12 protein-coding genes are annotated in these 20595 nt (G+C 72.7%); all 12 read left to right on the plus strand.

All coding sequences use genetic code 11. From position 1 onward, the window contains the following. The first annotated feature begins 46 nt into the window (after positions 1 to 46). The 12 genes from PV796_RS15780 to PV796_RS15835 all read left to right on the plus strand — a co-directional run bounded on the left by PV796_RS15780 (position 47) and on the right by PV796_RS15835 (position 20508). Positions 47 to 355 carry a hypothetical protein gene (locus PV796_RS15780; RefSeq protein ID WP_274913808.1) on the plus strand — a complete coding sequence of 103 codons (309 nt, stop codon included), beginning with the start codon at positions 47 to 49 and terminating at the stop codon, positions 353 to 355. Further along, a complete protein-coding gene (locus PV796_RS15785) occupies positions 352 to 7038 on the plus strand; it encodes an eCIS core domain-containing protein (protein ID WP_274913809.1) in 6687 nt (2228 codons plus the stop codon). The genes PV796_RS15780 and PV796_RS15785 overlap by 4 nt, the downstream gene beginning before the upstream one ends. Positions 7039 to 7088: 50 nt before the next feature. Then, on the plus strand, positions 7089 to 7508 hold the full coding sequence (locus PV796_RS15790) for a hypothetical protein (protein ID WP_274913810.1): 420 nt from the start codon (positions 7089 to 7091) through the stop codon (positions 7506 to 7508). A 12-nt stretch (positions 7509 to 7520) separates the two neighbouring features. Beyond that, positions 7521 to 8192, plus strand: coding sequence for a hypothetical protein (locus PV796_RS15795; RefSeq protein WP_274913812.1), 672 nt, complete (start codon positions 7521 to 7523; stop codon positions 8190 to 8192). A gap of 106 nt (positions 8193 to 8298) precedes the next feature. Beyond that, the gene (locus PV796_RS15800) at positions 8299 to 8580 is read left to right on the plus strand and encodes a hypothetical protein (RefSeq protein WP_342456916.1); all 282 of its coding nucleotides are present in this window, start codon (positions 8299 to 8301) and stop codon (positions 8578 to 8580) included. Continuing rightward, complete coding sequence (locus PV796_RS15805; RefSeq protein WP_274913814.1) at positions 8573 to 9718, plus strand: hypothetical protein; 1146 nt, start codon at positions 8573 to 8575, stop codon at positions 9716 to 9718. The genes PV796_RS15800 and PV796_RS15805 overlap by 8 nt, the downstream gene beginning before the upstream one ends. A gap of 121 nt (positions 9719 to 9839) precedes the next feature. Next, positions 9840 to 10364 carry a phage baseplate assembly protein V gene (locus PV796_RS15810; protein ID WP_274913815.1) on the plus strand — a complete coding sequence of 175 codons (525 nt, stop codon included), beginning with the start codon at positions 9840 to 9842 and terminating at the stop codon, positions 10362 to 10364. Positions 10365 to 10387: 23 nt separating this feature from the next. Further along, complete coding sequence (locus PV796_RS15815) at positions 10388 to 10765, plus strand: hypothetical protein (RefSeq protein WP_274913816.1); 378 nt, start codon at positions 10388 to 10390, stop codon at positions 10763 to 10765. Further along, a complete protein-coding gene (locus PV796_RS15820) occupies positions 10762 to 11154 on the plus strand; it encodes a GPW/gp25 family protein (RefSeq protein ID WP_274913817.1) in 393 nt (130 codons plus the stop codon). Before PV796_RS15815 ends, PV796_RS15820 begins: the two co-directional genes overlap by 4 nt. After that, positions 11154 to 14423, plus strand: a complete 3270-nt coding sequence (locus PV796_RS15825) for a putative baseplate assembly protein (RefSeq protein WP_274913818.1) — start codon at positions 11154 to 11156, stop codon at positions 14421 to 14423. Before PV796_RS15820 ends, PV796_RS15825 begins: the two co-directional genes overlap by 1 nt. Next, positions 14420 to 18304 (plus strand): putative baseplate assembly protein, encoded by a 3885-nt coding sequence (locus PV796_RS15830; protein ID WP_274913819.1) that lies wholly within the window; start codon positions 14420 to 14422, stop codon positions 18302 to 18304. Before PV796_RS15825 ends, PV796_RS15830 begins: the two co-directional genes overlap by 4 nt. Then, the gene (locus tag PV796_RS15835) at positions 18301 to 20508 is read left to right on the plus strand and encodes a hypothetical protein (protein ID WP_274913820.1); all 2208 of its coding nucleotides are present in this window, start codon (positions 18301 to 18303) and stop codon (positions 20506 to 20508) included. Before PV796_RS15830 ends, PV796_RS15835 begins: the two co-directional genes overlap by 4 nt. Positions 20509 to 20595 lie beyond the last annotated feature (87 nt).

Here is a 20595-nt window from a genome sequence, read left to right on the forward strand (position 1 = left end):
TGGTTTCGGGGCCGGGTACGGGAGTGGCTCAGGGGCCGGGGAAGCGGTGGCGCGTCCCTCGGCGGCGGGCGGGCCGGATGCCGTCGGCGGCGTCCGGATCGACATCGGGGAGCTGGTCCTGGACGGTTTCGCCTCCGGTGTGGACGCGGAGCGCGTATCGGCCGCGTTCCAGCGGGAGTTGGCCCGTCTGGTGCGGGAGGGCGGGGTGCCGCTGGCGGCGGACGGGGCGGGTGTCGCGGTGGACGGGCTGGCCGGGCTGCCGCCGCTGCCGGCGACCACGTCTCCGGTGCGGATCGGGCAGGCGCTGGCCCGGGCCGTGCACGCGGGGCTCGCGGGGCGGGGTGAGGTCCGGTGAGTACGACGCAGTCGGCGGCGCAGGATGCCCGGGCGGCCCGTGACGAGAAGCGCCGGAAGCGGCGGGAGCGGGGCAGGTCGGCGGTTCCGGAGCCGAAGAACATCGTCAGCGGGGCCGGACAGCCGCTGGATCTGAGCGTGCGGCGGGAGCTGGAGGAGCAGCTCGGCCACGACTTCGGCCGGGTGCGGCTGCACACCGACCGGGATTCCGGGCAGCTGGCGGAGCTGATGGGCGCGGACGCGTTCGCGGTGGGCCGGGACATCTTCTTCCGGGAGGGCGCCTACCGGCCGGGGACGGCGGACGGGCAGCGGCTGCTGGCACACGAGTTGCTGCACACGGTGCAGAATCCGCACGGCCTGGGGGCGCTGCGGGCGGGCCGGGACCTGGGCGCGGTGAGCCTGCCGCAGGAGTCGGCGGAGCGGGAGGCGGAGGCGGCGGCGCAGGAGTCCGTGCGGGCGGCGATGCTGGGCGCCGTACGGGACGGCGGGCCGGCGGCGGAGGTGGAGCCGGGGCAGGCGACGCCGGGGTGGCTGCGGTACGCGACGGTGGACGCGGACCGGCGGCGGATGGAGCTGGTGGATCCGGCGACGTTGGTGGATCGGCTGGCGAACGGGGTGCTGCGGTCGCTGCGGGGGGATCCGGAGGACCGCTCGGGTCGGGTGCGCCTCGAACTGGCGCGGATGGCACCGGAGTTGCAGGAGTCGGTGCTGGACCGGCTGGAAGTGCGGCTGCTCGGCTCGGAGTTCGACCGGCTGCTGGATCTGGTGACGGAGTCCGAGGCGCTGCCGGTGGGGTTCCAGCCGTCGCCGGCACCGGAGCCGGTACGGGACGCCCTCGACCTCGTACGGGAGGAGCGGGACGCCCGCGAGCAGCGTGCGCAAGGCGCCGCGCGGACGGAGAAGCAGCGCGCCGAGGACGCCGGCGAGGAGAAGCGGGACGCCAAGGGGCGGGCGGAGCAGGGGGACCGGGAGCAGAGCCGGGCGCAGCGCGACGCGGCGGCGGAGAAGCAGGAGGCCGGCGAGCGCACGGCGCAGGAGGACGTACGCGCCGAGGAGAACGCGGACACCAGGCACCAGGAGCAGCAGGCCGAGGAGAAGCAGGGTCAGGAGCGCCAGGAGGCCGATCAGGCCGACGCGGCGCGGGCCGACCGGTCCCAGGACGGCGCCGAGCGGACGAAGGAGGAGCGCAAGGCGCAGCGGGAGCGCGAGGAGGCCGATCCGCAGCAGGCGATGCGCCCGGGTGCCGACAAGCGCAAGCGCCTGGACGACGCGAAGAAGCCGGCGGACGGGTCGAAGCAGGAGGAGCTCGAAAAAAAGAAGAAGGAGCAGCCGGGGCCGGTCCGCCCGGAGAAGGTCGACGAGCGGGCCGATCAACGCGACAGTGCGCTGTCCGAGCACGGGCTGAACGAGAAGGACGAGGAGGACGGCCCGCCGCGCGAGGAGGAGCAGCCCGTCGGGCTGGAGGCGGGTGCCGAGCGGGACATCGGCGCGGGCGGGGACGCCGGTTCGCCGGCCAGGGGTGGTCCGGGTGCGGGCGAGGCGGAGCTGAAGCCGGAGGACTTCCTGCCGGCCACAGATCTGGACGTGTCGTCGGTGCCGACCGCCGAGCAGCCCGATGCCGCGCTGCCGTCGTTCCCCGCGCCCCCGCCCACGCGCGCCGAGCAGGTCGAGCAGCAGCGGGAGAACGCGGCCGACGACGAGGAGCACGAGGACGAGCCGGAGGCCGAGACCAAGGCGCCGGGTGCGGAACTGGGGCCGGTCGAGGGCGAGGCGCCGCAGCCGGAGCACGGGCCGGCGGCCGAGGCGGGGGACCGCACCGAGAAGGACCTCCAGCCTTCGATGCCGGTCGAGCAGGAGGTGGGTCCGGATCCGGAGGCCGAGGAGCGGCAGGCCCAGGAGCCGGAGGCCGAGGAGAAGCGGGATCCGGAGCAGGCGCAGGACCAGGACGAGGACGGCGCCCGCCGCGCCAAGCAGGACGCGGACGACAAGGACGCGGACCGGGACGCGGAGGGCGGCAGCGGCGAGGAGGCGCCCGACGCCAAGGAAGCCCAGGACGAGCAGGCGGAGAAGAAGGAGCAGGACGCCCAGGAGGAGAAGCGCGAGGCGCCGGGGCAGCCGGAGGGGGCGGCGGCCGGGAAGCCGGCCGGGGTTCCGACGGACGGGGCGGCTGGCTCCGGTGCGGATGCCGCGGCGTCGTCCGGTACGGCCGCGGCGTCGGCACCGCCGGCCGGTGCGCACACGGACCGTACGCCCGGCGAGGACCGGCACCCGTCCCCCGCGGCGCGCCGGGGTGCCGAGCCGGTACGGGCCGAGCGGGAGGCGCCGGCCGCGAAGAGTGCGGTGCCGAGGGAGGCCGGGCCGGGTGCGGCGCCCGGCGGGCCGGTGGGCGGGACCGAGCCGGCTGCCCTGCCGTCGGCGGCCGCCGGGCCCGGTGGGGCGCCGTCGGTCGCCCAGGCGGCGGTGAGCCCGGCGGCCGAACAGGCCGACGATCCGGGGAAGATGGGCGCGCCGGCGCCGGAGGGGGCGAAGGCGCAGCCGGACGCCTCGCTGGAGAAGGACGGCGGGGGGTGTGCGCCGCCGGAGCCGGCTCCCGAGAAGCAGGAGGGCGGCGCGTGCGGCGGGGGCGGCGGGGGCACGCAGGGCACCGAGGAGAAGAAGGAGCCGCCGCCGGACGTCTCGTCGCAGGATCCGCAGTCGGCGCTGGACACGGTCGGCCAGCTCGCCCCGGACCAGGCACAGGAGGCGCTGCCGGGGCTGGACGGCGCGGCGGACAAGAAGGTCAACGACGAGCAGCAGCGGCTCGACGCGAACCCACCGAAGCGTGAACGGCCTTCGGGGGCTCCGCAGACCCAGTCGGGCCCTCCGCAGGAGGAGGCCGCGGAGACTCCGGTCACCGGGCAGTTGGAACGGCTGGGCCCCGAGGACCCGGGCGAGAAGCAGCGGGCCAAGGGGAGCGAGAAGGCCGAGGGCGCCAAGCCGACCGACAACGTCCGGACGCCGACGCTGCCGCCCGCCAAGGACGGCAAGATGACGGCCGAGGACGCCCAGAGCGTGGCGGCGGCGGCCGACCAGGTTCCGACGACCGACCCCGAGCTGCGCAACAAGACGGTCGGGCCGGCCCCCAGGATCAAGCTGGAGGGGGAGAGCGATCCGCAGCGTACGGACAAGCAGGCGGAGAAGCTCAAGGAGAAGCAGGGCAAGATCCAGGACACCGGCCGGGCGGACGCGTCCAAGTCGCTGGGCGAGGACAGGATCTTCCCGAACGCGCCCAAGGAGGAGCTCCAGGGGAAGGCCCAGGGCGGCCGGGCTCCTGCCGGGGCCGGTGGTGGCGCGGCGCCCGGTGGTGCGCCGAAGCCGGGTGCCGGGGCGGTGGCCAAACAGGAGCGCGGCGGGGACATCAAGAGCGCCACGGGCCAGGCGCGGACCGAGGTGGCCGGCAAGGAGAAGGACCAGCAGCAGGGCGAGCAGAAGGCCAAGCAGCAGAAGCAGCAGGAGATCGACGCCGAGGTCTCGCGCAACGCCGACCAGCAGACCGCCGAGCGCGGCCGGGTCGCCGACCAGGCCAGGACGGAGCGTCAGAACTGGCGCGACGAGCAGGACAAGAAGATCGACGAGGCCGACAAGGGCACCGACAAGGAGCACAAGGACGGCAACGACAAGATAAGCAAGGAGCGCGACGGCAAGGACAAGGAGGTCGAGGACCGCAAGAACAGCGACAACAAGGACATCGGCGACAAGGCCGACCAGGCCGAGAAGGACGCCGAGAAGAAGAAGGAAGAGAAGAAGAAGGACTCCGACAGCCTCCTCGGCGGCCTCATCAGTGCCGTCGGCGACTTCTTCAAGGGCCTCCTGGACGCGGTCACCAAGGTCTTCGACGAGGCCCGCAAGGCCATCAACAGCGTCATCGACACCTTCAAGGACTGGGCGAACAAGGCGATCGACGCGGTCCGCGATTTCGCGGTCAAGGCCATCAACGCGGTCGCCGACGCGCTCATCGCCATCGGCGACGTCCTGCTGGCCGCCTTCCCGGAACTCCGCGACAAGTTCCGCAAGGCCATCAACGACCTGCGCGACAAGGCCATCGACACGGTCAACAAGCTCGCCGAGGGCCTCAAGAAGGCCGTCAACGACCTCCTCGACGCCCTCGCGGCCGGGCTCAACGCCCTCCTCAACGTCCTGGAGGCGGGCCTCAAGGCCGCCATCAAGATCTACCGCGACGCCATCGTCGGCGCCCTCAAGTTCGCCGAGGCCGCGATCCAGGCACTGGGCCAGTTCGCCGCCCTCGTCGCGGACATCGCCCCGGACCCCGGCGGCTGGCTCTCGAAGGCCGGCAGCGCCGCCAAGACCGGTATCCAGGAACATCTCTGGGGCGCCATCAAGACCGCCGTCAAGCAGTGGTTCGACACCAAGGTCGAGGGCATTCTCGGCCTCGGCAAGGCCGTCATCAACGTCCTGATCAAGGGCTGCATGTCCTTGAAGCAGATCGGCAAGATGGCGTGGGACGCGGTGATCGCGGCCCTCCCGATGATGATCGCCCAGCTCGTCATCGAGAAGGTCGTCTCGATGATCATCCCCGCGGCGGGCGCGATCCTCACCATCGTCCAGGGGCTGATGGCCGCCTGGCAGTCCATCAGCGCGATCCTCGCCGCCTTCGGCAAGTTCTTCGCGTTCCTCAAGGCGGTGAAGTCCGGCCCGGCCGCATGCCTCTTCGCCGAAGCCGTCGCCGCCGGCGTCGTCGCCCTCCTCGAACTCATCACCAACCTCCTCCTGGCCCGCCTCGGCCGCGCCGCCAAGGGCGTCGGCACCCGCCTCAAGGGCATCGCCCAAAAAATCATGAAGGGCCTCAAGAAGACCGGCAAAGGCGCCCGCAAGGCGGCCGGCAACGCCGTCAACCGCGCCCGCGGCGCCGTGCGCAAGGCCACCCAGGCCCTCCGCAAACCCACCGGCCCCGCCAAACCGAGGGGCCCCAAGGTCCCCACCCGCCCCGGCGCCTCCACCGAACACCACCCCACCACCCACCCCCACGCCAAGGGCCCCGCCACCTCCCACGACCGCCCCAACAGCCGCACCCCCAACCACGAACGCGACCACCGCCACGACGAAGACGCCGCCAAGCGCCAACGCGACGCGGAGGACCCGAAAAAGCAGCCCCGGCACGACGAGAAGAGGCCGGACCACCCGCAACACCCGGGACACAAACAGGAATCGCCCAAGAAAAAGAAGGAAACCGAGGCCCCGAAGCGCACCAAGCTACGCAAACCAAAGTCCCCATTGGGGCGCGCCCTCAAAAAGATCAAAGGCAAGGTCAAGTCCGCCCTCAAGAAGGTCCGCAACGCCGGCAAGGCTCTGGGCAAGAAACTCCGCAAGTCCAAACTCGGCAAGGCCCTCAAGAACAGCGCCAAGAAGGCCCGCGACTTCTTCAGGAAGAAGCGCGACCACATGCGCATCCACAAGAAGCACCGCACCGAGCAAAAGAAACAGAAGCACACGGACCAGAAGAAGAAGGAGAAATCCAAGCAGTCCAAAGAGACCCGACTGCAGAAGATCGTCACAAGAATCCAGCCGAAGCTCGACCGCCTGTTACAGCTCGGCATCCCACGCCCGGCCCTACAAGCCGTTCTCGGGCCGATGCGGCTCTGGTACCGACTCACTGGACTCCAGATCAATGACAGCGGTGACTCATTCGACTTCGCGGCCACTCTGAACCCATCCCGTAATTTTGGCGCAGCACACTGGGACAAATTCAGCCGCGTCGGAGAGGACGGGATTCGGCGCTTCTCCGAGAACACGGCCGGGACGCGGAAGTTCTCAGAATCCGAGCAGAACGCCAACGCCGAGCGCTACGGGGAGGCCGAACTAGGCCACCACATGCGCAATCTTCCACGAGACCAGAGGCGTGCCGCTCTCGAATATTCGGACTACGGGTGGGTGTATAACCAGATCCTGCGCGTGGAGGGTAACGAGAACCCCAACGATCTACTTGCGAGTTGGCGTGATCCGACCCTGAGCCCAGGACCACGGGCAACCCTGCAACGCATCATGGGAGACACGGGTACGGGTCGCCATGGCCACTACACTCCGGAAGATCTTAAGGCCGCACTGGCACGCCCTGGCATTCATGAAACCGATGAGGGGATACTCAAGGGAATCCTCGACGCGGGATCCCCTTCGGACTCCGCTAATCAGCTGTACAGCAGGCAACGTCGTGAAATCGCGCGCCGCATGAAGCGATTCGCTAGCCCAAGAGAGCGTCTCACCGTATCTTTCGGCTCTTACCCGACCGTCGACGACTTTCTCGAACGCAGCGCCCTGATTGACCAGGCCACCAGGGCTCACCGGCTTCCCGAAGGGATAGAGGTGCACAGGTCCCTGGAGAACGTCAGGTTCATGAAGGGGTACAGCCTCCTGGATCTCGATCGCCTGGAGGGCACAATCCAGCAGGAGCCGGGATTCATGTCGACATCAGTGGGGGGAGAATCAACTTTCAACAGAAATCCCTACCGGTTGCGGCTCAACGTACCGGCGGGCTCGCCCGCCCTATGGCTGGGTAGAACGAGTAAGTACCCGAACCAACGAGAACTTCTACTGCCCAGCAGTACGGAGTATCGGATCATCCAGGTGATTCCCCACGGGCGCAACGGTCCGTGGACCATCGTCGCCGAAGTCATGAGTCCGATTCCCTAGCCTCGCACGCCTACCACGCAACAAACCAGAACGAAGATGCGGAGTCCGCGATGTCCCACTACCCGGAAGACCTACCCTCGGGGCGCCCCACCGAGTTCGGCGACCTGAGCCCGTTTACATTGGAGCGCCACGAGTATCTGGGAATCTCGCAAACCCCTGTCCACTTCTTCCCGGTGCTGCTTCGCGGACAGCTGATCGGCTACCTGTGGGCTTCCGAGTCCGAGTCGGAAGACGCCGCTGGATTCTTCCCTCGACGGGGAGCAGGCGCCACAGGTTTCGACGCCGGTGGGACATGGCGCGGCCGCCTGAAGCGAGCCAGAGAGACCGGAATGACACCCCTGACGGCGATGCGTCAATGGGTGGGTGAACCCGAGGATTCAAGAGGTGGTGGCGTACCCACAGACGCCGAGGAACGGGTTCTGGAGAATTCGCGAGCCGTCCAGGCACTTGCCAACCAAGTGACCGAATAATGGGAGGAATCCATGACCCGCTACGCCGACATCCCCAAGCCCATTCGGTCCGGAATAGTTGTTGTCGATCCTGAGCTTGGGATTCCGCAGCGCGTCATCGTGTTGCAGTTCAATCCCGACACGTTGGAGCGGCAGGTGGCGCCGCAGGCTGCGGGTGGGGAGGGGGACAGCGGGGGCGGTGGAGGTGGGAGCGGTGGGGATCGCAACGAGGCGCTGCGGCTGAAGGGGCCGGCGGAGGAGACGTGGAAGTTCACGGCGGAGATCGATGCCACCGATCAGCTGGATGTGGCGGCGCCGGAGGGGATTCATCCGGAGTTGGCGGTGCTGGAGATGTTGGTGCAGCCGACCACCGCGCAGCTCTTGGCGGCGTCGAAGTTGACGAAGAAGGGCACCATCGAGATCAGCCCGATCGAGATGCCGTTGACGTTGTTCACGTGGGGCAGCAAGCGGGTCATGCCGGTGCGGTTGACGGAGCTGTCGGTCAATGAGTCGGCGTTCGACGTGAATCTGAATCCGATTCGGGCCTCGCTCAGCATCGGGTTGAAGGTGTTGACGGTGAGCGACCTGCCGGCCGGGCACCCCGGGGCGGCGCTCTATCTCGCGCACCTGGCGCAGAAGGAGCAGTTGGCGCGGCGGGCGCGGGGCGGGACGTTGGCGCAGTTGGGGATGGGGAGGGGGATCTAAAGGCATGGGCATCGAGCCGTATGAGCGGGCGTTGGACGATGCTCCCGGGGCGCATCCATATCCGCGGAGCAGTCGGTATGCGGGGATCGGGATCGGGGTGCACACGATGCCCGAGGGGAGTGAAGTGCGGTACGCGAAGCGGCGGTTGTTGCCGAAGCTGGAGCACGGCGAGGCGGAGGCCGTGACGCATGTCGTGGGTGCCGGGGAGCGGGTCGATCAGCTCGGGCAGCGGTATTTCGGGGATCCGGGGCAGTGGTGGCGGATCGCGGATGCCAATCCGGTGTTGGAGCCGCGGGAGTTGACGGAGGAGCCCGGGGTGGAGATAGCGGTGCCGCTGCCCGGTGGGTTCGCGAATGGGGCCGGCGGGGCGGGGGTGCGGCATGGCTGAGGGGGACGAGCCGGTCGGGCGGGGGCCGATTCACGTATCGCTGTACATGGGGCCGAAGTTGGCGCGGTTGGTGCCTCAGGAGGTGATGGAGGCGCTGTTGTCGGCGCAGATCACCAGTACGGCGGGTGAGCGGAGCGGGTTTCAACTGGCTTTTGACCTGACGAAGAAGGGCGCGATCGTCGAGCGGTTGCTGCCGGAGGGGTTTTTCGATCCGAAGACCCGGGTCATCGTCACCGTTGCCATCAGGGGGACGCCGGTGGTGTTGCTGGACGGGGTGATCGTGCGGCACGAGGTGGGCAGCAGCAACCATCCCGGGCAGAGCACGCTGACCCTCACCGGGGAGGATCTGTCGCTGTTGATGGATCTGGAGGAGCGGACGGACCGGTATCCAAATCTGGCGCCCTCGCAGCGGGTTGAGCGGATTCTGTCCAAGTACGCCGACTACGGGATCGATACGCGGATCATTCGCGAGCAGATTCCGCAGCCGCCGCGGGAACAGGTGCGGGTCGACTACCAGACGGGGACGGATCTGCAGTATGTGAACGACCTTGCGCGGGCCAACGGTTACACGTTCTATCTGGAGCCGGGTCCGGTGCCGGGGCGTTCAACGGCGTTCTGGGGACCGGAGCAGCGGCTCGGACAGCGGCAGCACGCCCTGAACGTCAATATGGATGCCCATTCGACGGTTGACCAGCTCACGTTCGCGTATGACGGGACGGCCAGGGAGGAGCCGCAGGCGCGGGTGCAGGATCCCGTGACGCGGCGGGCGCCCTTGCTCGCGCCGCCCGATATCAGCCCGTTGCGGCCGCCGTTGGGGCTGCGCGGGTCGCCGGCGCTCAAGCGGAAGACGCTGAGCGGGACGGCCAAGATGGACGAGGGGCTGGCGCGGGCCGAGGCGTTGGGGCGGGCCGCCACCAGTGCGGACGCCATCTCGGGATCCGGTTCGCTGGATGTGACGCGGCACGGATATGTGTTGCGGCCACGGGAGTTGGTGGGGGTGCGCGGCGCCGGGATCACCTACGACGGGGACTACTACGTGAAGAGCGTGACGCACAATCTGCGGATCGGCTCCTACCTCCAGAATTTCACGTTGTCGAGGGAGGGGCTGATCGCCCGCCGCGGCACCGTTCGGCCCTAGCGAAGCCCCATCGGGCCCCACCGACCAAGCTCTGGCGAGCCCCCTCAGGACAGCACCACCCACGCTTAACCGCCGTAGTCGCCGTAACCGCCGTAACCGCCGTCAAGGAGAGAAGTCGCGCATGGCCGGTGCACCGAACAACCGCTTCCTCGGCAAATTCCGGGGCCGGGTGGCGGCCAATGACGACCCGATGGGAATCGGGCGGTTGAGGGTCCAGGTCCCAGATGTGTTGGGCGATGAGGTGTCCACCTGGGCGTTGCCGTGTTTTCCGTTCTCGGGTGAGCGGGCCGGCCAGGTGGTCGTGCCGTCGGTCGGGGCCGGGGTGTGGGTGGAGTTCGAGCAGGGGGATCCCAGTTTCCCGGTGTGGGTGGGGTGTTGGTACGGGCGGCGGGAGGAATTGCCGGAGGACGCGCAACGGGACCCGGCGATTTCGCATCCGGTGGTGATCCAGACGCCGGGGAAACACAAGATCGTGCTGTCGGACGTGCCCACCGAGGGGATCTTGTTGGAGGCGCCGGGCGGCGCGTATGTGCGGATCGATGCCACGGGTGTCCACATCAACAACGGGCACGGGGCGTCGATCTCGCTGGCCGGGGAGCAAGTCGACGTGAACGACGGTCGGTTGACCGTGCCGAAGAAGCACTGACGACAGCGGGGGAGGCAGGGCAGATGGCGAGCGGAAACGTCCTCCATGGCGGCGTGGTCATGGGATGTCCGCACGGGGGGCTGGTGGTGCCGGTCCCGGCCGGCGGTGACGGCGCGGGCGCGGTGCGGATCGACGGTGCGGCGGTGGCGACCGCCGCGGCGCTGTTCACCGTCAGCGGGTGCACGCACGTCGTGGCGGGGCGGCCGCAGCCCTGCGCCAGCGTGCGGTGGACCGCGGACGGCGGCGGGGCTCAGCAGGTGTGCGTCGACGGCGTGCCGGTGCTGCTGGACGCGTCGGCGGCGATGTGTTTCAGCGCCGGGCTGGTGCCGCAGGGCCCGCCGGTGGTGGCGTCCGTCGGCGGGGGCCGGTGGGGCGGTTCCGAGGGGGTGACGAGCCGATGAGGGCGGCAGCGGGGCAGGTGCGCCGCACGGACCTGGCCTTTCCGTACCGGGTGGACCGGCGGGGGCGGACCGCGCACGCCCGTCATGACGCGCATGTCCGGGATCTGATCGAGCAGTTGCTGTTCACCAGCCCCGGCGAGCGGGTGATGCGGCCGGACTTCGGGTGCGGGCTGCTGGACCTGGTCTTCACGCCGAGCAGCCCGGAGTTGGCCTCGGCCGTCGAGTTGTCCGTGCAGGCGGCGCTCCAGCGCTGGCTGGGCGAGCTGATCGAGGTGGCGTCGCTGGACGTGGTGAGCGAGGAGAACGTGGTGCGGGTGTACCTCCAGTACGTGGTGCGCGCCACCGCCAGTCGTCGCGATGAGGTCTTCGAGGGACGGGGGGTGGCGTGATGAGCGGCGCCGCGCGGGCGGCCGGGGTGAGCCGGCGGGAGCGGATACGCCAGGAGCGGCGCAACGGCGTCGACGAGGTGGAGGTCTCCGAGGACGGGCGGACGCTGACCGTCACCTTCCTCGGCAAGGCGCCGCACGGGCTGCGCCCGGAGAACGTCCGGATCGACGGCGGGCGCCGGATCACCGGCATCGAGGCGTTGGAGATCACGGTCGAGCGGGAGGAGGACCCCGAGCTCGACGACCGGCTGGTGGTGACGCTGGACCGGGTGGGCGACTTCTCGCCGTACCGGCTGTCGGTGGTGGAGACCGACCCGTACGGGCGGCCGGGCGGCGCGCCGTTCCCCGGGTTCGACCAGCGGTACTTCTCCGCGGAGTTCTCGTTCCGGCCCAACTGCCCGACGCCGTTCGACTGCGCGGACGGGGACGGGGGCGCGGACGGGCACGGCGTTCCCGGCCCCGGGGGCCCACCGGACGCGCTCCGCTCCCCCGCTCCCGTCTCCTCCCCCACCCCCGTCATCGACTACACCGCCCGGGACTACGCCACCCTCCGGCAGGTCGTCCTGGACCGGCTGCGGCTGACCACCCCGGAGTGGGTGGAGCGCAACCCGGCCGACCTCGGGACGACGCTGGTCGAGCTGCTCGCGTACACCGCGGACCAGATCAGCTACCAGCAGGACGCGGTGGCGACCGAGGCGTATCTGGACACCGCGCGGAGCCGGGTGTCGGTGCGGCGGCACGTGCGGCTGATCGACTATCCGATGCACGACGGGTGCACGGCGCGGGCGTTCGTGGCGCTGGAGGCGGTGGCGCCGCTGACGCTGCCGCCGGGCTCGTTCCGCTTCGCCGCCGTCGACTACCGCACCTACGGGCCGCGGGACCGGCCGGAGCTCGGGACGGTCCTCGACGACCGGGAGTTGGCGGTGCTGGCCGAGCGCGGCTCGCTGGAGGTCTTCGAGCCGGTGGTGCGCGACGCGCCGCTGACGCTGCTGCCGCAGCACAACACCGTCCGCCTGTGGACGTGGGGCGGGGAGGTGTGCGGGCTGCCGAAGGGCGCGACCCGCGCCACCCTCACCGACGACTGGGTCGACGAGGACGGCGGGCGACGGCAGTTGGCGCTCGCCCCCGGGGACCTGCTGCTCTTCGAGGAGGTGAAGGGCCCGCGGACCGGTACGCCCGGCGATCAGGACCCGACGCACCGGCAGGTGGTGCGGCTGAGGTCCGTCACCCCGGCCGTCGATCACCTGCTGGGGCGGCCCGTACTGGAGGTCACCTGGGGCCCGGAGGACGCGCTCACGTTCCCGCTGCGGCTGTCCACCCTCGGCGGCCGCGACTGCGCGCCCGTCGAGGACGTCAGCGTGGCCCGCGGAAACGTGCTGCTGGTGGACCACGGCCGGACCCTGGACGGGGACGGGGACGGGGACGGGGACGGATATGAGGGCGGAGGGCGGCTTCCCGAGGTCGCCCCCGAGACCGTCACCGTGCCGCCCGTCCCGGCCGTCCTGCCGTCCTGCGGCCCGCCGGCCTTCGGCTGCTGGGACGGCGGGCACGGGGGCAACGAGGTCGCGCGGCTGCTCGGCGACCTCATCGACCGGGCCGAGGACGGACGGGAGTTGACGCCCGACGACGTCCGGCGGCTGTTCACGGCGGTGGGTGAGGAGGCCGCCGAGCGGGCCGGAATCGGGCTCGCGTCGGCCGGGCTGCGGGCCGAGAAGGTGACGCCCGGGACGGCGTATGCGCAGGCCGCGGCCTTGCGGACGCTGCTGGCGCAGTCGGTGTACCCGGGAATCGCGCCGCGCTTCAGGCCGGTGTTGGGGCGGGCGCCGGTCGTCCAGGCGGTGCCGTTCCCGCAGCCGCGGCACATCGCTGCCGGGCAGGCGGAGCACCTGGCGGCGGTCCCGGAGCGGGTGCGGGCGCGGCTGGTGGAGCTGTGGCGCAGCGCCCGGGACCGGGACGGGTTGGACGAGGCGGAGGTCGCCGAGCTGGCCGTGCTGTTCGGGCTGCGGCTGCTGGCGGAGCTGGAGCTGGTCCGGCATCCGGTGCGGGCGCTGCGAGAGTTGCTGCACCGCAGCCCGCACCTGTTGGACGGCAAGCTGCGCCGGCTCGCGGTGCTGACCGCGCGGGCGCGGGCCGGGACGGTGCTGGACGCGCGCACCGCGTGGGAGATCGCGCACACCTGGGGCGCCGGGTACGCCGACGGGCTGGATCCCGAGGAGCCGGTGCTGCACGGCCCGGCCGCCGCGGTCCACCAGGACCCGCGCGAGGCCCTGCCGGCGATCCGCCTTCGGGAGATCTCCCCGGGAGGCGAGGAGCGCGGGCCCCAGTGGCTCCCGCGCCGCGATCTGCTGCGCAGCGGGCCCCGCGACCGGCACCTCGTGGGGGAGTTGGGCGACGACGGGCGGCTGGCGCTGCGGTTCGGCGACGGGCGGTACGGGGCCCGGCCGACGCCCGGCGCCCGGCTCGCCGTTCACTACCGGATCGGCGGCGGCCCGGCCGGCAACGTCGGCGCGGGGGCGATCGGCCATCTGGTGCTGCGGCGCGACCCGGAGGAGTCCGATGCCGCGGAGCCCCTGCCGGTCGTCGGGGTCCGCAACCCGCTGCCCGCGGTGGGCGGCACCGGCCCCGAACCGCTGGAGCAGGTGCGGCAGTTGGCACCGCTGGACCTGAAGCGGACCCGGCTGCGGGCGGTGACCGCGGAGGACTACGCGGCACTGGCGGCCGACCTGCCGGGCGTCCAACGGGCGGCGGCCCAGATCCGTTGGACCGGCGCCCTCCAGGAGGCGCGGGTGGCGATCGACGCCTACGGGACCCAGGAGCCGACCCCGGCGCTCCTGGACGGGATCGGGTACGCGCTGGAGGGCTACCGCAGGATCGGGCACGACCTGGTGGTGCAGCCGGCGCGGTGGGCGCCGCTGGACGTCGCCCTGACGGTGTGCGCCGAGCCGGGGCACCAACACGGGCAGATCCTGGCCGAGTTGTACCGGGTGCTGGGTGGCCGGGTGCTGCCCGGCGGGCGGTTGGGCTTCTTCCATCCGGACGCGCTGACGTTCGGGGAGCCGGTCCGGCTGAGCCGGCTGGTGGCGGTGGCCGCGGCGGTGCCGGGCGTACGGAGCGTGGTGGTGGACCGGCTGCGCCGGATGTTCCACGAGGACCGCGGGGAACGGGAGGCGGGGGTGTTGCGGCTGGGGCCGCTGGAGATCGCCCGCTGTGACAACGACCCGGACCGGCCCGAGAACGGCCGGCTGGTCATCGAGCTCGGGGGTGGGCGATGACGGAGCACGAGACGGCGGGCACCGGCTGCCGGTGCGGGTGTGACGGCGGCGGGCACGACGAGCGGCGGGCCGATCCCGCGCTCTACAACCCGCCGGGCCGCACCGCCCTCAACTACCGGGTGGGGGAGCACGGTTCGTTCCTGTCCGCGATGCTGGACCGGCTGGCGTCGCCGGCGTATCCGGCGCTGCGCGGGCTGACCGTCCGCACCCCCGACGACCCGTCCATCGGGCTGCTTCACGCCTGGGCGGTCCTCGGCGACCTGCTGACGTTCCACAGCGAGCGGATCGCCGACGAGGGGTATCTGCGGACCGCCAACGAGCACCGTTCGCTGGCGCTGCTGGGCCGGCTGGTGGGGCACCGGCCGCGGCCCGGGGTCGCCGCCGACACCCACCTCGCCTACACCCTGGACCGCGACCCGCGGGCCGGGGACCTGCCGGTGGTCGTCCCGCGGGGGGCGCGCAGTCACAGCGTGCCGGCGGGGCCCGACGAGGAGTCGCAGACCTTCGAGACCGACGAGGACCTGACGGCGCGCTGGGCGTGGAACGAGCTGGCGGTGCGGCAGCGGCGGCCCGCGCTGCTGACCGCCGAAGACCTTTCGTCCCGGCCGGAGTTGCTGGTCGCCGGGACCGCCACCGGGCTGACCGTCGGGGACCGGCTGCTGTTCGACTTCGGGGCGCGGCGGGTGCTGCTGCCGGCGGCGTCGGTGCGGCCGGACCGCACCGAGGACGTGACCTTGGTGGGGCTGCCGAAGGCCGCGCCGGCGTCGCTGCCGGAGCTGATCACCGAGCTGCGGGCCTGGATCACCGAACCTCCCCCGGCAACGGACCCGGACGACCCGGACTATCCGCCGCCGGCCACGCCGCAGGCACCCAACCCGCGCCCGGTCAGCCGCTTCGTCGCCGACTTCGACGCGCAGGTGTTGGCGCCGCTGCGGAAGGACCTGGACGCGATCGCCACCCCGGAGGCGCTCGCCGCGCGGCTGGCCGGGCCGCACGAGCGGCTGGCGGAGGCGCAGGCGGTGGCGGCCGGGTATCCGGAGGTCGTCGCGTGGTTCGAGGAGCTCCAGGCGGTCGTGGGTGAACTGGCGCGACGGGCCGACCAGTTGGGCGGCGAGCCGCCGGAGGTGCCGGGGGACGGGGGCGGCGAGCGGGACCCCGCCGACCGGCACTCGACCTCCGCTCCCCCGGTGCCGCCGGCCCTGGCCGCCCTGGCCTCCGTGTTGCCGGCGCTGCGCACCCGGGTGGTGCGCCCGCCGTCCACGGCCGGGGAGGTCGCCGCGGACCCCGGGCGGGCCTTCGGCGCCGGCGCGGACCTGGGGGCGCGGCTGCTCTCCGCACTGGACCCGCGGGTCGCCGACGGCCTCTACCCGGCGTGGCGACGGGCCGCGACACCGCGGGCGGCCGGCGCCGGCAAGCCCGCTGACCAGCCGCTGCTGCGCGCCCTGATGGCGATGCGGGTCACCGCCGCCCCGTTCGGTGCGACGGCCCCGCTCAAGCCCGTACAGGACGACCGGGGCCGGGTCATCAGGACCGCGGACTGGCCGCTCACCGGGGCGGCGCTGACCACGGTGCGGGTGGTCTTCGACACCGCAGGGAAGACCCCGGTGCGGGCCGAGTTCCAGTACGTCGAGACGGGGAATTCGGTGCAGCGGGCGGAGAACCTGCCGGCCGACACCAGCTTCGAACTGGGCCGGGGCCGCATCGAGTTGTCCACCCGCACCGGCCCCGAGCACGAGCTGAGCTGGCTGGGCCGGCACGCGGCGGGCGCCCCCGAGGCAGGGGTGACCGCCCGACTGCTGCCCGGGCTGCCGGAGCGCACGCTGTTCGTCTCCCGCCCGGCGGAGGACGGCAGGGTCCACGTCTCGGTGGACAACGGGACGGCCGAGTCCTGGCAGTTGGCGCCCGGCGAGCACCGGCAGGTCACCGACGGCACGTACGAGGTGCGGGTGCGGGTGGCGGCCGGCGGGGAGCCGCCGGGCGTGGAGATCGCGCTCGCGACGGTCCCGAAGCCGGCCGACCGGCGCGCGCTGGCGCTGGACGCGGTCTACGACGGGATCACCGTGGGCAGTTGGGTCGCCATCGAACGGCCCCGCAAGGGCGCGGACGGCCCGGACGGGATCCCCGGCGACAAGAAGCTGGCGTTCGTCACCACCCGGGTCACCGCCGTCCGCACCGCGGTGCACGCCCAGTACGGGATCACCGGCCGGGGCACCCTGCTGACGCTGGCCGACCCGTGGCTGGACGAGCACGATGTGACGCTGGACGCGATCCGGGACACCACCGTGCACGCCGCGGGTGCGGAGCTGACCCAGGCGGACGAGCCGGTGGGCGAGGACGTGCACGGCGACCGGCTCGAACTGGCCACGCTCTACGAGGGGTTGCGGCCGGGTCGCCGGCTCGTCGTCTCGGGCGAGCGGACCGACATCCCGGGCGTCACCGGGATGCGGGGCACCGAACTGGCGGTGATCGCGGAGGTGGCGCAGACCGTGGACCCGGAGCTGCCCGGCGACCGGGTGCACACCGCGCTCACCCTGGCCCGGAACCTGGCGCACCGCTACCGGCGGGAGTCGGTGCGGGTGCGGGGCAATGTGGTCCCGGCCTCGCACGGCGAGAGCCGCGACGAGGCGATCGGCAGCGGGGACGCGGCGCGCGCCCACCAGACCTTCGCGCTGTGGCAGTCCCCGTTGACCTGGCGGCCGGCCGACAACCCCCTTGGCGCCGTACCGGAGTTGGAGATCCGGGTGGACGGGCTGCGCTGGCACCCGGTGGACAGCCTGGCCGGGCGCGGCCCCCATGAGCGGGTGTACGTCACCGGCACCACGGGCGGGGACGGCTCCCGTTCCAGCGCCGAGGGCGCGGGCGGGCGGACGACGGTGACGTTCGGGGACGGGGTGCACGGCGCCCGGCTGCCGAGCGGCCACGACAACGTCCGGGCCCGTTACCGCTTCGGCACCGGCCGGGCCGCCAACGTCGCGGCGGACCGGATCACCCAGGCCGTCACCCGCCCGCTGGGCGTCACCGGCGTCACCAACCCGCAGCCGGCCACCGGCGGCGCCGACGCGGACGGCCCGGCGCTGACCCGGCGCACCATCCCGCTGGCGGTCTCCGCCCTGGACCGGCTGGTGTCGCTGGTGGACTACGAGGACTTCGCGCGCTCCCGGGCGGGCATCGGACGGGCCGCGGCCCGCGAGGTGTTCGACGGGCGGCGGCAGGTGCTGCAGGTGACGGTGGCCGGCGTGGACGACGTCCCCCTCGCGCCGGACGCGGAGGTGCTGCACGCGCTGCGGGCGTCGCTGGCGGAGTACGGCGACGGCCGGCTGCCGGTGCGGGTGGACGTCCGGGAGCCGGTGCTGCTGCTGTGCGCGGCGCGGGTCAAGGTGTTGCCGGACCACTCCTGGCCGCTGGTCGAACCCCGGGTGCGGCGGGCGCTGTGGGCGCGGCTCGGTTACGACGGCCGGGAGCTGGGGCAGCCGGCCCGGCTGTCGGAGGTGCTGGCCGCGGCCCAGTCGGTGCCCGGGGTGGACTATGTGGACGTGGACGCCTTCACCGGCGTCCCGGCGTCCGTCACCACGGACGAACTGGCCGCGCTGGCCGGCGCGTTGTCGGGACCGCCGCGGGAGTCGGTGCCGGCCCGGCCCGCCCGCTTCGACGAGCGGATCCACGAGGTGACGGCGGACGGCGGGGAGACACTGACCGCCGTCGCCGCCCGGTACGGCATCCCGCTGGCGGAGCTGCTCCGCCTCAACCCCGACCTCACCGACACCCGCCCGCTGCCCAAGGGCCGCGCGCTCTGCGTCTTCCGCGGCGTCCGGCCGGCCCAACTCGCGCTGTTCGACCCGCGGGTCGCGGACACGCTGATCCTGACCGAGGAGACCCGATGACCACCAACAGGGAGCCGGACGGGCTCGCGGAGCTGCTCCCGCAGTGGCACCGGCTGCGCGACGCCGAGCAGGGCGAGCCGCTGCGGGCCCTGCTGGCGGTGATCGCCGAGCAGGTGGACCGGGTCCGGGACGGGGTGGCCCAGCAGTACGACGACTGGTTCGTGGAGACCGCGGCGGAGTGGGTGCTGCCCTACCTCGGCGATCTGGTGGGCTACCGCCCGCTGCCCGGGTACGAGCGGGTGCTGGCCACCGGGCTGCGGGACGGCGGGCTGCCGGACTCCTCGCGGCGGCGGCTGGCGCAGGCGCTGGCGCCGCGCCGGGACGTCGCCGCCACGGTCGGCAACCGGCGGCGCAAGGGCACCCTGGCGCTGCTGGAGGAGCTGTCCGAGGGGGTGGCGGGCTGGCCGGCGCGGGCGGTTGAGTTCTCCCGGCTGGTCGCGCACCAGCAGCCGGTGCGGCTCTACGGCTCGACCACCGAGGAGGCCGACGCGCGGCGGCGCGGACGGGGCCGGCTGGTGGACGTCCGGGACGGCGCGGCGCTCGACCTGGCCGGCGGCCCGTTCGGCACCGTCCCGCGCACCGTGGACGTCCGCCGCGCCAACTCCGCGCGCACGCAGGGCGGTTACTCCCCGGCCGGGGTCGGTCTGTTCGTCTGGCGGCTGAAGCCGTACGCGGTGACGAGGGCGCCGGCGTACTGCATCGACCGGGCCCGCAACCTCTACACCTTCGCCATCCTGGGCAACGACACCCCCCTGGTGACCCGCCCGGAGCCGGAGCCGTCGGCGACCCACCTCGCCGCGCTCGACAACGTCCCGGCGCTGATCACCCGCCGGCAACTGCACGACCGGCTCGCCGACTACTACGGCCCCGGCAAGAGCTTCGTGCTCCGGACGGACGACGCGGACCACCCGGTCCCGCTCGCCGACATCGTCGTCGCCGACCTGAGCGCCTGGCGCTACCGGCCCCGGCGCGGGCAGGTCGCCGTCGACCCGGAGCTGGGGCGGATCGCGTTCGGGGCCCGCTCGGCGCCGCGGCAGGGCGTCTGGGTGGACTACCACTACGGGTTCGGCGACGACCTCGGCGGCGGGGAGTACGTCCGCGAGCGCGCCGAGCTGGGGGCGACGGGCGACCACGGGCGGGTCACCCCGCCGGACGCGGCCGTCTACCGGGTCGGCCCCGACGCCCCGTTCCGGCGGATCATGGACGCCTACGCCGCCTGGCGGCACGACCGGCGCACCGGCCGGGGCGGCCCCGACGGGATCATCGAGATCGTCCACAGCGGCGCCTACCAGGAGCAGTTGGACTTCGACCTGGAGCCGGGCGACCGGCTCCAGCTGCGCGCCGCGGAGGGCACCCGCCCGGTGATCCGGCTGCTGGACTGGTACAGCAACCGGCCGGACGCCCTCAACATCCGCGCCGTGGAGGCGGAGTGCGCGCCCGGCGAGCGGCCGCGGATGGAGCTGGACGGGCTGCTGGTCACCGGCCGCGGCCTGAACGTCACGGGTCCGCTGGGGTCGTTGGTGCTGCGGCACTGCACGCTGGTGCCCGGCTGGTCGCTGGAGCCGGAGTGCCACCCCGCCTCCCCGGAGGAGCCGAGCCTGGTCCTGGACCGCACCACGGCCTGCGTGGAGATCGACCGGACCGTCCTCGGCACCATCGAGGTGCTCGGCGACGAGGTCGGCACCGACCCGCTCCCGATCCATCTGCGCGACAGCATCCTGGACGCCACCGGCACCGACCGCGCGGCGCTGTCCGCCCCGGACTGCCGCCACGCGCACGCGGAGCTGTCCGCGCACCGGACCACGGTCCTGGGCGAGGTCCACGTCCACGCGGTGCGGATCGCCGAGAACAGCCTCTTCACCGGCCTGGTGCACGCGGCCCGGCGCCAGGTGGGCTGCGTCCGCTTCAGCTACCTCCCGCCGGGCTCGCGGACCCCGCGCCGCTACCGCTGCCAGCCGGACCTGGTCGGCCCCGCGGAGGCCGCCCGGGTCCGCCCGCTGCTGCGCAGCGAGCGCTACGGCACGCCGTGGTACGGGCAGTTGGCGGCCGGCTGCGCCGAGGAGATCCGCCGCGGCGCGGAGGACGGCGCGGAGCTCGGCGCGTACCACGACCTCTACCTCCCGCAGCGCGCGGACAGCCTGCGGGCCCGGCTCGCGGAGTACACCCCGGCCGGCACCGACGCGGGGATCGTGTTCGTCACATGAACCCCCGTCCACTGCGCGCACCGGCCGAACTCCGGCCCGCCGCCCGCGGCTTGACCGCCGCCGCCCACCATCGACCGTCCGAGCTTC

The sequence above is a fragment of the Streptomyces sp. WZ-12 genome, assembly GCF_028898845.1.
In the GTDB taxonomy this organism is placed as follows: Bacteria; Actinomycetota; Actinomycetes; order Streptomycetales; family Streptomycetaceae; genus Streptomyces.

Coding starts and splice junctions, on each gene's coding strand:
- PV796_RS15805 (WP_274913814.1), top strand. CDS start 8,573: ATGGCTGAGGGGGACGAGCCGGTCGGGCGGGGGCCGATTCACGTATCG.
- PV796_RS15815 (WP_274913816.1), top strand. CDS start 10,388: ATGGCGAGCGGAAACGTCCTCCATGGCGGCGTGGTCATGGGATGTCCG.
- PV796_RS15810 (WP_274913815.1), top strand. CDS start 9,840: ATGGCCGGTGCACCGAACAACCGCTTCCTCGGCAAATTCCGGGGCCGG.
- PV796_RS15825 (WP_274913818.1), top strand. CDS start 11,154: ATGAGCGGCGCCGCGCGGGCGGCCGGGGTGAGCCGGCGGGAGCGGATA.
- PV796_RS15800 (WP_342456916.1), top strand. CDS start 8,299: ATGCCCGAGGGGAGTGAAGTGCGGTACGCGAAGCGGCGGTTGTTGCCG.
- PV796_RS15830 (WP_274913819.1), top strand. CDS start 14,420: ATGACGGAGCACGAGACGGCGGGCACCGGCTGCCGGTGCGGGTGTGAC.
- PV796_RS15820 (WP_274913817.1), top strand. CDS start 10,762: ATGAGGGCGGCAGCGGGGCAGGTGCGCCGCACGGACCTGGCCTTTCCG.
- PV796_RS15795 (WP_274913812.1), top strand. CDS start 7,521: ATGACCCGCTACGCCGACATCCCCAAGCCCATTCGGTCCGGAATAGTT.
- PV796_RS15835 (WP_274913820.1), top strand. CDS start 18,301: ATGACCACCAACAGGGAGCCGGACGGGCTCGCGGAGCTGCTCCCGCAG.
- PV796_RS15790 (WP_274913810.1), top strand. CDS start 7,089: ATGTCCCACTACCCGGAAGACCTACCCTCGGGGCGCCCCACCGAGTTC.